Below are 14,485 nucleotides of genomic sequence, written 5' to 3' on the forward strand. Positions count from 1 at the left end.
AGCGCGATCTGCTCGCGCTCGATGTAGTTCCAGATATCCAGCTCGGTCCAGTTCGACAACGGGAACACCCGGACATGCTCACCCGGCTTGTGCCTCCCGTTGTACAGCGACCACAACTCCGGCCGCTGGTTACGCGGATCCCACTGACCGAACTCATCCCGCAGACTGTAGATCCGCTCCTTGGCCCGGGCCCGTTCCTCGTCACGGCGACCGCCACCGAAGACCGCGTCGAACCGGTGCGAGTTGATTGCATCGAGCAACGGAATGGTCTGTAGCTGGTTCCGGGTGCCGTCGGAGCGCTCGCGCAGCCGCCCGTCGGCGAGGTAGTCCTCGACCTTCGCGACCTCGAGCCGCAGGCCCAGGGCCGCGACGGTCGCGTCGCGGTAGTCCAGTACCTCGGCGAAGTTGTGACCGGTATCGACGTGCAGCAACGTGAACGGCACCGACGCCGGCGCGAACGCCTTCCGCGCCAGATGCAGCATGACGATGGAGTCCTTGCCACCGGAGAACAAGATCACCGGCCGCTCGAACTCCGCCGCAACCTCACGGAAAACGAAAATCGACTCGCTCTCCAGCGCGTCCAGTTCGGTCACGACCGACGGCGGCAACGCGGTGGCCGTCATGTGTGCAACCCGCATTCGATCTTGCCTTGGCCGGCCCAGCGGCCACTGCGCGGGTCCTCGCCCGGCGCGACCTGCTTGGTGCACGGCTGGCAACCGATCGACGGGTAGCCGTCGTACTGGAGTAGATTGACCAGTACACCGTTGTCGCTGATGTACCCGTCGAGGTCTTCCTGGGTCCACGGCGCGAGCGGGTTGAGCTTGACCATGTCGCGCTTCTCGTCGTACTCGACGACCTGCGTGTTGGCCCGGGTCGGCGCCTCTTCGCGGCGTACACCGGTCACCCAGGCCTTGTAGCCGGAGAGCACCCGGTTGAGCGGCTCGACCTTGCGCAGCGCGCAGCACTTGTCGGGCTCGTGGGCGAACAGGTCCTTGCCGTACTCCGCGTCCTGCTCCTCGACGGTCTGCTTCGGGGTCGCGTTGATCAGGTGGATGGGCAGGGTCGCGGCGACCGCGTCCCGGGTGCCGATCGTCTCGGCGAAGTGATAGCCGGTGTCGAGGAACAGCACGTCGACGCCGGGCGCCGCCTCGGCCGCCAGGTGGGGGAGTGCTCCGTCGGCCATCGACGCGGTGACCACCAGCTCGTCACCGAACGTCTCCCGCGCCCACGCCAGCACCTCCAGCGCCGAGGCGTCGGCTAGTCGTTCGTTCGCCTCTTCGGCGATCTCCTTCAGATTGCTCATTCGACGCTCACCCGCAGTCCGATCATCTTCAGCTGGAACACCCGTGCACAAGGGCGGCACTCCCAGGCGCCATGGCCCTCTTCGGAAGGACGCAAGTCCTCGTCACCGCAGTACGGGCAGTACAACGGCGCTGCTCGTTCGCTCATTGCAAAGCTCCTTCCTCGGCACGGACGACCCACTGGGCGAAGCGCTCGCCCTCGGACCGTTCTTTCAGGTAGTTCTGGGTGATCCGCTCGACGTAGTCGGCGAGCCCTTCGGAGGTGACCTTGTGGCCTCGCAGCTTGCGGCCGAAGCCGGCGTCCAGCCCGAGCCCGCCGCCGAGGTGGACCTGGTAGCCCGGTACTTGCTTGCCGTCGGCATCGAGTACCAGCTGGCCCTTGAGGCCGATGTCGGCGACCTGGATCCGGGCGCAGGAGTTCGGGCAGCCGTTCACGTTCACCGTGATCGGTACGTCGAGATCGGGGATCCGCTCCTCGAGCTCGTCGATCAGCTCGGCGGCGCGGGCCTTGGTCTCGACGATCGCCAGCTTGCAGAACTCGATCCCGGTACAGGCCATCGTGTTCCGCCGCCAGGCCGACGGCCGGGCCTGGAAGCCGAGGTCGTCCAGCGCGGAGACCAGCGACTCGACCTTCGACTCCTCGACGTCGAGCACGATGAACTTCTGCTGTGCGGTGGTCCGGATCCGGTCCGACCCGTGCGCCGCGACGACGTCGGCCACCTTGGCGAGAGCGCTCCCCGAGACCCGCCCGACGACGGGCGCGACGCCGACGTAGTACCGGCCGTCCTTCTGCTTGTGCACGCCGACGTGATCCCCCTGTACCGCGGGGATCTCCGGCGCCGGGCCGTCGATCAGCTTGCGGCCGAGGTACTTGTCGGACTCGAGGATCTCGCGGAACTTCTCCATCCCCCAGTCGGCGACCAGGTACTTCAACCGCGCCCGGGTCCGCAGCCGGCGGTACCCGTAGTCACGGAAGATCCCGATGACGCCCTTCCAGGCCAGGTGTACTTCGTCCAGCGGGATCCACGCCCCGACGCGCTGAGCGAGCATCGGGTTGGTGGACAGGCCGCCGCCGACCCAGAGGTCGAAGCCGGGGCCGTGCTCGGGGTGGACGACGCCGACGAAGCTGATGTCGTTGACCTCCGGCACCACGTCGTGCGACGGGTGACCGGTCATCGCGGTCTTGAACTTGCGCGGCAGGTTGGAGAACTCGGTGGTACCGATGTACCGCTCGACGATGTCGTCGATGGCCGGCGTCGGGTCGATGATCTCGTCCGCGGCGATCCCGGCGACCGGGCTGGAGATGATCACCCGCGGGACGTCACCACACGCCTCGGTCGTGTACAGCCCGACGGCTTCCAGCTTCTGCCAGATCGCCGGGATGTCCTCGACCCGGATCCAGTGCAGCTGGATGTTCTGCCGGTCGGTGATGTCGGCGGTGTCGCGGGCGTAGGTGCTGGACACCTCCGCGATCACCCGGAGCTGCTCGGCGCTCAGCTGGCCGCCCTCGATCCGGACCCGGAGCATGAAGTACTTGTCGTCCAGCTCCTCCGGCTCCAGGGTGGCCGTCTTGCCGCCGTCGATGCCGGGCTTGCGCTGCGTGTACAGGCCCCACCAGCGGAACCGGCCGCGCAGGTCGGCCGGGTCGATCGAGTCGAACCCGCGGTGGGCATAGATGTTCTCGATCCGGGCCCGGACGTTCAGGCCATCGTCGTTCTTCTTGTTCTCTTCGTTCTTGTTCAGCGGCTCGCGGTAGCCGAGCGCCCATTGGCCTTCACCCTTGCCCTTGCGGGGCCGGGGGGCTTTGCGGGGTACTGATGAGACGCCAGTCATCCGGAACGGTGTCCTTGTCCTAGAGACAGGTGCGTCCGCGTGAGGCTAGCTCGAAGCGTCGTCGATTCGATCTGGTCTGCGCGGTGCGCACCCAGCAGATGTTTCGAGCGGGGTGGCTGTCAGAGCATCGAAGGACGACAGATGGCGCTGCGCATGCGACCGAGGTCGACGTGAATCCGACCTACGAGATGAGTCGAGCGGGCAGCGAGCATGCTGATAAGCGTCAGCGGAATCGGCCGGTAAATCAACTCCCATTCCTACATCGTGAGATGCAATCTCACGATGTGACTATGTGTACCAGTCTGCTGCGGATTGTTTCAGGCGTGAAAGGTCACCAGCAAGAACTCTTGTACAAGAATTCTTGTGGAAGCTAGCGTGGCCTGATGACACCCGCCAACCGCCGGACCGTCGACTCCCCGGCCCCGGCCGCGATCCACCATCCGCTCCGGCATCGGATGCTCGATCTGCTGCGTGCCGACGGACCCGCGACCGCCAGCCGGCTGGCGGAGGCGACCGGCGAACTCGTCGGCAACATCAGCCATCACCTCAAGGTTCTGGCCACCGCAGGTGTCATCGCGGAGGTGCCGGAGCTGGCCAAGACCCGGCGTGAGCGGTGGTGGCGGGTGGCGACGGCAGCCGAGTACTCCTGGTCCACCGAGAGATGGCTCACATTGACGCCCGAACGGCTCGACGAGCTCAGCTCGCGGATCGAGAACCTGATCCGGGAGTACCACGACGACCCGTCCGGAGGTGACGACGCCCGCGAGGTCTTCGTCTTCGCCCATGCCGTCCCGGCCCGCCGATGACCCGGATTGCCGGGCTCCGGACGGTGTACGCCGAGGCACTGCTGCGCTAGCGTGTCGGCAACCAATAGGAAGGTTTCCTAACGGTTGTTGGAGGGGAGCTCCGCGATGGGAACGTTGCGCCGCGTCATCTCGATCACTCTGGCTGCCGGGTTGGCGGTGTCGCCTGCTGCGGCTGCTGCTCATTCGCCGCTGTACTCGGGGCTGATCCGGGTGAACCAGCTCGGCTATACGGGGGCCGCGGGCGAAGCGGCGTACCTGATGACCGGGCAGGTCGCGGCGGGTGCGCGATTCGAGGTGGTTGATCGGCGCGGGCATCGGGTGCTGACCGGACGTGCTGGGCAGGACGCGGGGGCGTGGAATACGGCGTACAAGCATGTCTACAAGCTGGATCTGTCCGGGTTGCGGCGGCCGGGGACGTACCGGGTGAAGGTGGCGGGAGTGTCGACCTCACCTGCGTTTGAAGTGGGCTCCGATCACCGGTTGCTGGGCGGGGCGAAGGACAAGGCGGTGACGTTCTTCACCGAGCAGCGGGACGGGGCGAACGTCGTGAAGGGGTCGCTCGGGCGCAAGCCGGCGCACCTCACGGACCGGGCCGCGTCGGTCTACGACACGCCGAAGTTCGTCGACCCGGACACCGATCAGACGGTGGGGGAGCTGCGCAAGATCGGTGGGCCGGTGGACGTGGAGGGCGGCTGGTACGACGCCGGCGACTACCTCAAGTTCACCCACATTGCGGCGTACTCGGAATCGTTGCTCTGGGCATCGGCCCGGGACAGCCGGTGGCCGGATTCGACCGTCCTGAAGGAAGCCCGGCACGGACTGGCCTGGCTGGACAAGATGTGGGACGAGAAGACGAAGACGCTCTACATCCAGGTAGGCGCGGGCACCGGGAACGTCGAGGAGACCTTCATCGGCGACCACGACATCTGGCGGCTGCCCGAGGCGGACGACCACGACAACGCGCCCGGCCACCAATTCATCAAGAACCGCCCGGTCTTCCGCGCGGCCGCTCCCGGCAAGCTGTTGAGCCCGAACCTTGCCGGTCGTACCGCCGCCGCGTTTGCCCTTGCTGCACAGGTGGAAGCGCGCACCTCACCTCGCCGTGCGCGCCAGCATCTGGCGACCGCTGCGCAGATCTTCGCCATGGCGCAGACGACCAACGTCAAGCAGCTGACCACCTCGCTGCCGTTCGCCTTCTACCCGGAGAGCGCTTGGCGAGACGACCTCGAGCTCGGTGCCGCCGAGCTGGCCCTGGCCGCGCAGAAGCTTCGCGATCCCCGAGCGCGTGGTTGGCTGAAGACTTCGCAGTACTGGGCGGGGGAGTACCTCAAGCACGAGGCGGGTGGCGACACGCTCAATCTGTACGACGTGAGCGCGCTCGCGCACGCGGACCTGATCCGTGCCGCTCGTTTCGACCGCACGGTCGATGTTGCTGCGTTGAAGAATGATCTCCGGGCGCAGTTGGAGATCGGGGTGAAGCGGGCCACGAAGGACCCGTTCGGCGCCGGCGCGCAGTACGACAACTTCGACGCCGTCCCGCACGCCTTTGGCCTCGCCGCGACCGCCCGCCTCTACCGCGCCGCCACCGGCGACCGCCGGTACGACGCCTTCGGCAACGGCCAGCTCAGCTGGAACTTCGGCGCCAACCCCTGGGGTGTCTCCTTCATGATCGGCATCGGCGAACCCGCCGAACGCTGCCCCCACCACCAGATCGCCAACATCGTCGGCCGTCCGCTGGTCGGCGGCGTGGTCAACGGCCCCAACTCCGCCGACCTCTTCGAAGAAGGCCTCGGCGACAACCTCGACAACATGAAGCCCTGCCCCGCCAACGGCATCGACTTCTACAACCAGTTCACCGGCAAAGGCTCCCGCTACGTCGACGACGTCCGCTCCTGGCAGGCATCAGAACCCGCCGACGACTTCGCCGCCATAGCTGTCTACGCCCTCACGCGTTAGCGGGCTGGGTGGTCGGTTCGCCAGTTCTTGATCATCTGGTTGAGGTCTTCGCGGATGAAGGCGAAGAACTCGGCGTTCTCGGCCAGGCGCCGGCCTACGACTGACTCCTCGCCGAAGAGGTCGACGCCGGACAGGACCGAGGACTCCCATTCGCCGAGGGCGTTGTTGCGGCGTTCGAGGATGGCGGTGAAGACGTCGTCGCGGATCCGGTAGTGGTCCTTGCGGGAGCCGGGGAGCCGCTCGCGGGTGATGAAGGAGACCTGGATCAGCTGCCGGACGGCTCCGGAGACGGCCGGTTGGCTGATCTTCAGGGATTCGGCGAGCTCGGCGGCGGTCATCGTGCCGTTCGGGCTGACCAGCATGCACGCCATCACCCGGGCCGACATCGTCGGTACGCCGCTGTTCGCGAGGACGCCGGCGAACCGTTCGACGAACTGGCTGACCTCGGCGGGGGTCGGTTCCGGTGGCATGTCGAAACCCTACCTCAATTATTACAAGATTCGGATAGTTGAAACGGCCGCCCCCGAAGGAGCGGCCGGTTCAAACGCCGTGCTCAGTTCAGGTCGAGGCCTGGGTAGAGCGGGTGCTTGTCGAGCAGTTCGGCGGACGCCGCGCGGACCTTGTCGGCCACGCCGTCGGCGAGCACGTACTTCGCCTTGGAGGCGGCACCGGCCGACGTGGTGGTCGGGGTGACGCTGGACAGGACGTCCACCATCAGCTCGGCGACCTTGTCGAACTCGTCGGCGCCGAAGCCGCGGGTGGTGAGCGCCGGCGTACCGATCCGGACGCCCGAGGTGTACCAGGCGCCGTTCGGGTCGCGGGGGATCGCGTTGCGGTTCGTCACGATGCCCGCGTCGAGCAGCGCCGACTCGGCCTGGCGGCCGGTGATGCCGTACGACGAGACGTCGAGCAGTACCAGGTGGTTCTCCGTGCCGTCGGTGACCAGCTTGACGCCACGCTTCATCAGGCCCTCGGCCAGCGTCACCGCGTTGTCGGCGACGTTCTGCGCGTAGGTCTTGAACTCGGGGCGACGGGCCTCGGCGAGCGCGACGGCCTTGGCCGCCATCACCTGGCTGAGCGGGCCACCGAGCACCATCGGGCAACCGCGGTCGACGGCGTCGGCGTACTCCGGCTGGCACAGCACCATGCCGCCACGCGGGCCGCGGAGCGACTTGTGCGTGGTGGTCGTGGTGACGTGGGCGTGCGGTACCGGGTCGTAGTCGCCGGTGAAGACCTTGCCGGCGACCAGCCCGGCGAAGTGCGCCATGTCGACCATGAAGGTCGCGCCGACCTCGTCGGCGATCTCGCGCATCTTGGCGAAGTTCACCTTGCGCGGGTACGCCGAGTATCCGGCGATCAGGATCAGCGGCTTGAACTCACGGGCGGTCGCGGCGACCTTGTCGTAGTCCAGCAGACCCGTCTCCGGGTCGGTGCCGTACGAGCTCTGGTGGAACATCTTGCCGGAGATGTTCGGCCGGAAACCGTGCGTCAGGTGACCGCCCGCGTCCAGGGACATACCGAGCATCTTCTGGTCGCCGAGCGCCTTGCGCAGCTTGGCCCAGTCCTCGTCGGACAGGTCGTTGACGTGCTTGGCGCTGGCCTCGGCCAGTGCCGGGGCCTCGATCCGGTTGGCCAGGATGGCCCAGAAGGCGACCAGGTTCGCGTCGATGCCGGAGTGCGGCTGGACGTAGGCGTGGGCGGCGCCGAACAGCTCACGAGCGTGGTCGGCCGCGGTCTGCTCGACCGTGTCGACGTTCTGGCAGCCGGCGTAGAAGCGGTGCCCGACGGTGCCCTCGGCGTACTTGTCCGAGAGCCAGTTGCCCATCGTCAGCAGGGTCGCGGGGGAGGCATAGTTCTCGCTGGCGATCAGCTTCAGCGAGGACCGCTGGTCGGCCAGCTCGGCCTTGATCGCGCCGGCGATGGTGGGCTCCACCGCGCCGATCACCTCGAGCGCGTTGCGGTACGCGGCCGACGCCGTCGCGGCGTCGAAGGGTTGAGTCATCTTCGTCTCTCTCCTGAGGTCGCACAGGGTTTCCTGTGACAAGGTCGTAGCACCCAGGCGCACGGTGCCGACGGTCTTTTCGCTCCCCGGTGGTCGATCCCACCTCAGCGCCAGTCGCGACGCCGTAACCCTAGCGTGTGGGGACCGTCGCTAGAGGATGCGGTCGATGATCGGACGGTACGCCGTGGTGCGCGGCAGCGTGCCGAAGACGCCACCCCAGTCACCGGCCAGCCGCGAGCCGACGAAGGCGTCGGCCACCTCGGGTGTCGAGTGCCGCACCAGAAGCGATGCCTGCAGGCAAACGGCCATCCGGGCGGCCAGTCGCCGCGCGCCCGCTTCGGCACCGGCGAGGTCCGCCAGCGACTCCAGTACGTCCGTCACCGCAGCGTCCAGCCGCTGGTCGGCGCCTCGGGCCGCGCCGACCTCGAGCAGCCAGGCCTCGAGCGACTCAGGTCGTCTCAATGCCCGCAGCACGTCGAGGGCGTTGACCGTGCCAGAGCCTTCCCAGATCGAGTTGAGCGGCGACTCGCGGAACAGCAGCGGGAGACCGCTCTCTTCGACGTAGCCGTTGCCGCCGAGACACTCCAGCGCCTCCGCGACCGTGAACGACGTCCGCTTGCAGACCCAGAACTTCGCCAGCGGCAAGGCGATCCGGCGGAACGCAGCTGCCTGCTCGTCACCAGCCTGCGAGGCGTCCATCGCAGCCGCCAGGCGCATCGAGAGAGCGGTTGCTGCCTCGCTCTCGATCGCGAGGTCGGCGAGCACGTTCTGCATCGCGGGCTTGTCCTTGAGCAGGTCGCCGAACGCGCTCCGATGCGCGGTGTGCCAGGTCGCCTCGACCAGCGCCCGGCGCATCAACGCGGCCGAGCCGAGCACACAGTCGAGCCGGGTCGCCGCGACCATCTCGATGATCGTCCGGACGCCGGCGCCCTCGTCGCCGAGCCGGTAGCCGACGGTCGCGTGGAACTCGACCTCGCTGGACGCGTTCGACCGATTGCCCAGCTTGTCCTTCAGCCGTTGCAGGGCAAACGCGTTCCGGTTGCCATCGGCAAAGACCCGCGGGACGACGAAACAGGTCAGGCCGTCCGGGGCCTGGGCCAGGACGAGGAACACATCGACCTGCGGGGCAGAGCAGAACCACTTGTGCCCGTTGAGGATGTACTCGCCTTCGGCGCCGGTCGGGGTGGCGGTGGTGAGGTTGGCCCGGACGTCGGAGCCACCCTGCTTCTCGGTCATCCCCATTCCAGCCAGCGCGCCGGCCTTGTCGGCGGGTGGGAGCCGTCGGGGGTCGTATTCGGTGGCCGCCAGGTGGGGCACCCATTGGTCGGCCAGCGTCTTGTCTGCACGGAGGGCCGGTACGGCGGCGTACGTCATCGAGATCGGGCAGCCGTGGCCGGGCTCGACCTGCGACCAGACGTAGAAGCCGGCAGCGCGGGTGAGGTGTGGGGACGGGCGGTCGCTGGTCCAGGGCGCTGCCTGGAGTCCGAAGCCGACCGCCTTGCTCATCAGCCAGTGCCAGGACGGGTGGAACTCGACCTCGTCGATGCGGTGGCCGTAGCGGTCGTGCGTACGGAGTACCGGGCTGTTCTGGTTGGCCGGGAGGGCGTGGGAGAGCGCTTCCTCCGAACCGGCCAGTTCGCCGATCTCGGTCAGGCCGGGATCGGCGTTCAGGTCAGCGTACGGACGCAGAGAGTCACCGAGAGCGGTGTCCCGCGTGAAGAAGTTCACCCCTTGCAGTGGGGGAGCCTGATTCGTTACAGCGTTTGGGTCCGCCATGTCAGTACGGTAAGCGGTATGGCACGCTCTGGGTCCGAGACCTCCGTCTCATTTGGATGGGCCCGACGACTCCCCGGGACGACGTGGCGGTTGCTGACCCAGACGGTCGGCACCTGTCTGCGCTACCGGGTCACAGGTCTGGCCGCGGAGGCGGCGTTCTTCGCGATCCTTTCGCTGCCGCCGCTGATCTTCGGACTGGCCGGCAGCATCGGTTTCATCGCCGGCAAGTACTTCCAGGTCGAGACGATCGACGACATCAAGCTGCAGATCGCCGAACTGGCCGGCCGGGCGCTGACCGCGGACGCCGTCAACAACGTGATCGTGCCGACCCTGGAGAAGGTGCTCGACGACGGCGGCCGGCCGGACGTGATCTCGGTCGGTTTCGTGCTGGCGCTGTGGTCCGGCAGCCGCGCGCTGAACGTCTTCGTCGACACCATCACGATCATGTACGGGATGGGCGGCCGGCGCGGCATCATCCGCACCCGCGCACTGTCCTTCAGCCTGTACTGCGGTGCGCTGGTGATCGGCGTGATCGTCCTCCCGCTGGTGCTGGCCGGCCCCGGTGCCGTCGACGCCCTGCTGCCCCAGCGCCTCGACTTCCTGAACCAGCTCTACTGGCCGGTCGTCACGATCCTGTCCGCAGGCTTCCTGAACACCCTGTACCACCTGTCGGTACCCGTGCGGACCCCGTGGATCTCCGACCTCCCCGGCTCGTTCCTCGCGCTCTCGATCTGGATCCTAGGCAGCTTCGTCCTCCGCTGGATCCTGCAGACCACCGTCGGCGGCACCTCCATCTACGGCCCCCTAGCGGCCCCCATCGCCGTCTTGATGTGGCTCTACATGACAGCCATCGCCGTACTAATCGGCGCTGCCCTGAACGCGGTGGTCGACCGCACGTGGCCCCACAAGTCCCGCAAACACGCCACCGCGGAGGCCTCCGAGCCGGTCATGAAAGCCGACTCGAAGATCCACCACGAAGAGGACACCGCCCCGGACGACGAGCGCCCCGAAGTCAAAATGGCCAAAGCCATCGAAGCCCTCGGCGAGCCGCGAGTCCCCGCCTCCCCGGCCCAAGTCGTCGAGCCGGTGGAGGTCTCGCCGCCCGCGCCTTCCAGCAGCCCAGAGCCCACTGCCACCCCGCCAGCGCCCGCCCCGCAGTCGCCCCTCGCTGCGGCGCCCTCGCCTTCATCACCTCCCGCCGTTTCGCCGGAGGCGAAACGGCGGGAGAAGCCGGTGGAAGAGCGGAAGCCGGCGACTGTCGGAAAACCCGGTGCGCCTACCGAGCCCGACGACCTAGGCTGATTGCGACGTGACAGCAGCGTTCCGGATCTGCGGAGCGACCAGGACATGGAAGGGAGCTGACGGTGTCATGAGCTCGTACCAGGCCCATCGGGCCGTCGTCTCCCACTTCGTCCGTCCGCTGAGCTGAACTCGCGGCCGGGCCTCCCGAAAGGTTCGTCGCAAGATGTCAGCAGAACTTCTGGCCCTCGGGCTCGACCCCGAAACGGCCGACTTCCTCGCAACCCAGTCCGAAGAACTGGTACCGGGCCGCGTGGTCCGCGTCGACAAGGGTCTGTCGACCGTCCTCACCGAAGACGGTCCGGTCCGCGCCAGCTGGTCCGGCGCCGTACTAGCGGCCATCGCCACCGACCCACAAGCAACCCCGTGTACCGGCGACTGGGTCGCGCTCCGCCAGTGGCCCGACGACCGCATCACCGTCGAGGCGGTCGCACCACGTCGTACCGCGATCGTGCGGGCCGAGGTCGGCGGCAGCTCGCGCGGCCAGGTACTCGCGGCCAACATCGACGTGGTCGCAATCGTCGTCGGACTGCACCCCGAGCCCAACATCGGCCGGATAGAGCGCTTCCTCGCCCTCGCTTGGGAGAGTGGCGCGCGCCCGGTGGTAGTACTGACCAAGGCCGACCTGGTCGGCGACGCAGACACCGTTGCCGAGGACGTAGCGACCGCGGCGCCCGGCGCCGACGTACTCGTCTGCAGTGCCACCACAGGAGAGGGCCTGGAGACTGTACGGGCCCTCCTGGACGGCAACGCCACCATGGCCCTGCTCGGCACGAGCGGCGCCGGCAAATCCTCCCTGGTGAACGCACTGGCCGGCGTGGAACTCCTGGACGTCCAGGCGATCCGCGAGGACGGCAAGGGCCGCCACACCTCGGTACGCCGCGAGCTGATCCTTCTACCCGCCGGCGGAGTCGTCATCGACACCCCTGGCCTGCGGGGGATCGGCCTGCAAGAGCACGGGGAAGGCCTGTCAGCCGCCTTCCCGGACGTAGCCGCCCTAGCCGAGCAATGCCGCTTCAAAGACTGCGTGCACCTAACGGAGCCAGGCTGCGCAGTACGCGAGGCTCTCGACGAGGGAGCGCTCTCCGTCCGCCGCTACGAGAGCTGGGTAAAGCTCCAACGCGAGGCCGCCTACATGGCCCGCCGCGCCGACAGCCGCCTGCAGGCCGAGGCCCGCAAAGCCTGGGTCCGCCAAACCAAGGACTACCGCCGAGACATCAAACCGCGCCCTTAACCCTCGGGTGCAAGACTCGACCGCATGGATCGCTCTGTCTTGGTAACCGGCGCCTCCCGCGGCATCGGCGCCGCCACCGCCCACGCCTTCGCCGCCGAAGGAGACCGGGTAGCAGTCCACTACGGCTCCTCCCGCGATTCCGCCGAGAAGGTCCTGAACGACCTGCCGGGGGAGGGCCACGTCCTGGCCCAAGCCGACCTGGCCGACCCCGACGCCATCCACCAAATGGTCACCGAGACCGCAGCCGCTCTAGGCACCATCGACGTCCTCGTGAACAACGCCGCCATCTACGAACCCCACCCCATCCGCCAAACGACGTACGAGCAATGGCAGACGGCCTGGCGCAACACCCTCAACGTCAACCTCACCGGCACCGCCAACGTCACCTGGTGCGCAGCCCAACACATGACCCGAGGCGCCCGAATCATCAACGTCTCCTCCAGAGGCGCCTTCCGAGGCGAACCCAACCAACCCGCCTACGGCGCCAGCAAAGCCGCCATTGTCTCCTTCACCCAGTCCCTAGCCAGATCCCTAGGCCCAGAAGGAATAGCAGTAACCGCCATAGCCCCCGGCTGGACCACCACAGACATGGCCGCGGCCGCCCTCTCCGGAGACGGCTACGACAGAAGGCGCTTGGAGAGCCCCCTGGAAAGGGTGGCCGCACCCTCCGAGGTAGCCGCAGCGATCGTCTACCTGGCATCACCGCTGGCAGAGTTCGCGACAGGCACAGTTCTAGATTTCAACGGAGGCTCCCACCTCCGCATGTAGACCGGCAAAGCCAAGCCAGACAAAGCAGAAGGGGGTGTGGGTGGCGAAGCCCCCACAACGCGGCAAGCGAAGCGCAGCCGCACAAATGACGAGAGCGACCCGGCCTGCCGAACCTGGCAGGCACGAGTCGCCCATCGATCTCGTGGACGATACTGGGATCGAACCAGTGACCTCTTCCGTGTCAGGGAAGCGCGCTACCGCTGCGCCAATCGTCCATGCAACTACACACTGCTTCAGAATGTTTCGAGGTGGAGACGGGATTCGAACCCGTGTACACGGCTTTGCAGGCCGTTGCCTCGCCTCTCGGCCACTCCACCACAGAGTCTCAGCCTACTGACCTGTACCGAGCGAACGACCGGGTTCGAACCGGCGACCTCAACCTTGGCAAGGTTGCGCTCTACCAACTGAGCTACGTTCGCATCGCGCTGAGCTGTTCGAACTTCTTCGACCTGCTCGGTGCGAGAGTAGAACAGTAGCGCACTTTCCGCACGGGTGGAAATCGGATTAGAGGCAACCACGACACACCTTTCCAGGCGTGAATCTCACCACTCCAGCCCCACGAGTTGCACCCATCCTCAAGCATGATGAAGCCCCCCGACGAGATGGAACCCCCATGCCACACGCCCCCGCCCGCACCCCCGAAACCCGCAAAGCCGACACCCTGCACCGCCTAGCCACCGACGTAGACGCCTGGGTAGCAACAGCCTCCACCGACGGCACGCCATACCTGATGCCACTGTCATTCCTGTGGCTGGACAACGCCCTACTCCTGTCCACCGCCCGCAAGAACCCCACCAGCCTCAACCTCCAAGCAACAGGCCAAGTCCACCTGTCCCTAGGCCAGACCCGCGACGTAGTCCTGATCTGGGGCACAGCAGAGCTAGCAACACCCGTCCCCACCCCCCACGCAGACGCCTTCGCCGAGAAGGCCGGCTTCGACCCCCGCCAGTCCAACTACCCGTTCTTCCGAGTAACCCCCACCCGAATCCAAGCCTGGCGAGAAGTAAACGAGATCCCCGACAGAGACCTAATGCTCGAAGGCAATTGGCTGATCTAACCCACCACGGCAACCACAACAGCACCGACGGCAATTCGGCCGGGCGCACCCGAGTCGAGGGCCAACGAGGGTGGGGCGAGCCGGCGAGGGTAGGGCCGGGGTAGTGAGGGTGCCGGGGGTGTGAGGGTGCCGGGGCAGCGAGAGTAGGACGGGGCGGAGGGGGGTGTGGGTGGCGAAGCCCCCACAACGCGGCAAGCGAAGCGCAGCCGCACAAATGACGAGGACGACCCGCTCCGCCGACTTTGGCGGACACGCGTCGTCCTCGCTCCGAGTGGACGATACTGGGATCGAACCAGTGACCTCTTCCGTGTCAGGGAAGCGCGCTACCGCTGCGCCAATCGTCCAAGCTTAAGAATGTTCGAGGTGGAGACGGGATTCGAACCCGTGTACACGGCTTTGCAGGCCGTTGCCTCGCCTCTCGGCCACTCCACCAGGTGAGAAAGGCTGGCCTGC

13 protein-coding genes, 5 tRNA genes and 1 riboswitch are annotated in these 14,485 nt (G+C 67.1%); of the genes, 6 read left to right on the forward strand and 12 right to left on the reverse strand.

Translation table 11 applies throughout. The annotated features are described in order from the left end of the window. The 4 genes from cysD to AB0M15_RS19235 form a co-directional block, all read right to left on the reverse strand. Positions 1-623 (reverse strand): sulfate adenylyltransferase subunit CysD (gene cysD / locus AB0M15_RS19220; RefSeq protein WP_363820286.1); only part of this gene is annotated, 623 nt, incomplete at its 3' end. Continuing rightward, positions 620-1,303 (reverse strand): phosphoadenylyl-sulfate reductase, encoded by a 684-nt coding sequence (locus AB0M15_RS19225; protein WP_363820289.1) that lies wholly within the window; start codon positions 1,301-1,303, stop codon positions 620-622. The genes cysD and AB0M15_RS19225, both read right to left, overlap by 4 nt. Then, positions 1,300-1,449: a hypothetical protein gene (locus tag AB0M15_RS19230; RefSeq protein WP_166678852.1), complete on the reverse strand. Its 150-nt coding sequence runs from the start codon at positions 1,447-1,449 to the stop codon at positions 1,300-1,302. The genes AB0M15_RS19225 and AB0M15_RS19230 overlap by 4 nt, the downstream gene beginning before the upstream one ends. Then, entirely contained in the window at positions 1,446-3,134 is a 1,689-nt protein-coding gene (locus tag AB0M15_RS19235; RefSeq protein ID WP_363820292.1) for a nitrite/sulfite reductase, read from the reverse strand. Before AB0M15_RS19235 ends, AB0M15_RS19230 begins: the two co-directional genes overlap by 4 nt. Before the next feature lie 383 nt (positions 3,135-3,517). Between AB0M15_RS19235 and AB0M15_RS19240 the strand changes: the two genes are divergently transcribed. Continuing rightward, on the forward strand, positions 3,518-3,940 hold the full coding sequence (locus AB0M15_RS19240) for a winged helix-turn-helix domain-containing protein (RefSeq protein WP_363820295.1): 423 nt from the start codon (positions 3,518-3,520) through the stop codon (positions 3,938-3,940). Between the two features lie 105 nt (positions 3,941-4,045). Then, positions 4,046-5,896 (forward strand): glycoside hydrolase family 9 protein, encoded by a 1,851-nt coding sequence (locus AB0M15_RS19245; RefSeq protein WP_363820298.1) that lies wholly within the window; start codon positions 4,046-4,048, stop codon positions 5,894-5,896. On the opposite strand, the gene AB0M15_RS19250 is transcribed toward AB0M15_RS19245, so the two are convergent. From AB0M15_RS19250 to AB0M15_RS19260, 3 genes are all read right to left on the reverse strand, one after another. Continuing rightward, on the reverse strand, positions 5,893-6,366 hold the full coding sequence (locus AB0M15_RS19250) for a MarR family transcriptional regulator (RefSeq protein ID WP_363820301.1): 474 nt from the start codon (positions 6,364-6,366) through the stop codon (positions 5,893-5,895). The genes AB0M15_RS19245 and AB0M15_RS19250 overlap by 4 nt on opposite strands. Positions 6,367-6,449: 83 nt before the next feature. Further along, positions 6,450-7,898 (reverse strand): glycine hydroxymethyltransferase, encoded by a 1,449-nt coding sequence (locus AB0M15_RS19255; RefSeq protein WP_363820304.1) that lies wholly within the window; start codon positions 7,896-7,898, stop codon positions 6,450-6,452. A gap of 44 nt (positions 7,899-7,942) precedes the next feature. Further along, a riboswitch (ZMP/ZTP riboswitch) is annotated at positions 7,943-8,026 on the reverse strand. Between the two features lie 22 nt (positions 8,027-8,048). Further along, complete coding sequence (locus tag AB0M15_RS19260; protein WP_363820306.1) at positions 8,049-9,674, reverse strand: acyl-CoA dehydrogenase family protein; 1,626 nt, start codon at positions 9,672-9,674, stop codon at positions 8,049-8,051. Positions 9,675-9,692: 18 nt separating this feature from the next. Here AB0M15_RS19260 and AB0M15_RS19265 point away from each other — a divergent pair, with 18 nt between their 5' ends. The 3 genes from AB0M15_RS19265 (at position 9,693) to AB0M15_RS19275 (ending at position 12,975) form a co-directional block, all read left to right on the forward strand. Continuing rightward, on the forward strand, positions 9,693-10,976 hold the full coding sequence (locus AB0M15_RS19265) for a YihY/virulence factor BrkB family protein (protein ID WP_363820309.1): 1,284 nt from the start codon (positions 9,693-9,695) through the stop codon (positions 10,974-10,976). Positions 10,977-11,139: 163 nt separating this feature from the next. Continuing rightward, positions 11,140-12,207, forward strand: coding sequence for a ribosome small subunit-dependent GTPase A (gene rsgA, locus AB0M15_RS19270; protein WP_363820312.1), 1,068 nt, complete (start codon positions 11,140-11,142; stop codon positions 12,205-12,207). Positions 12,208-12,231: 24 nt separating this feature from the next. After that, positions 12,232-12,975, forward strand: coding sequence for an SDR family oxidoreductase (locus tag AB0M15_RS19275; protein ID WP_363820315.1), 744 nt, complete (start codon positions 12,232-12,234; stop codon positions 12,973-12,975). A 143-nt stretch (positions 12,976-13,118) separates the two neighbouring features. Here AB0M15_RS19275 and AB0M15_RS19280 read toward each other — a convergent pair. From AB0M15_RS19280 to AB0M15_RS19290, 3 genes are all read right to left on the reverse strand, one after another. Next, positions 13,119-13,190 (reverse strand) — tRNA-Val (locus AB0M15_RS19280). Positions 13,191-13,221: 31 nt separating this feature from the next. Beyond that, positions 13,222-13,292 (reverse strand) — tRNA-Cys (locus tag AB0M15_RS19285). 29 nt (positions 13,293-13,321) lie between these two features. After that, positions 13,322-13,394 (reverse strand) — tRNA-Gly (locus AB0M15_RS19290). A 194-nt stretch (positions 13,395-13,588) separates the two neighbouring features. Between AB0M15_RS19290 and AB0M15_RS19295 the strand changes: the two genes are divergently transcribed. Then, positions 13,589-14,032, forward strand: coding sequence for a pyridoxamine 5'-phosphate oxidase family protein (locus AB0M15_RS19295; protein WP_363820318.1), 444 nt, complete (start codon positions 13,589-13,591; stop codon positions 14,030-14,032). A gap of 272 nt (positions 14,033-14,304) precedes the next feature. Here the strand turns inward: AB0M15_RS19295 and AB0M15_RS19300 are convergent. After that, positions 14,305-14,376, reverse strand: a tRNA-Val gene (locus tag AB0M15_RS19300). A gap of 17 nt (positions 14,377-14,393) precedes the next feature. After that, a tRNA-Cys gene (locus tag AB0M15_RS19305) sits at positions 14,394-14,464 on the reverse strand. Between the last annotated feature and the right edge of the window lie 21 nt (positions 14,465-14,485).

Source organism: Kribbella sp. NPDC051718 (assembly GCF_040681515.1).
Taxonomy (GTDB): Bacteria; Actinomycetota; Actinomycetes; order Propionibacteriales; family Kribbellaceae; genus Kribbella.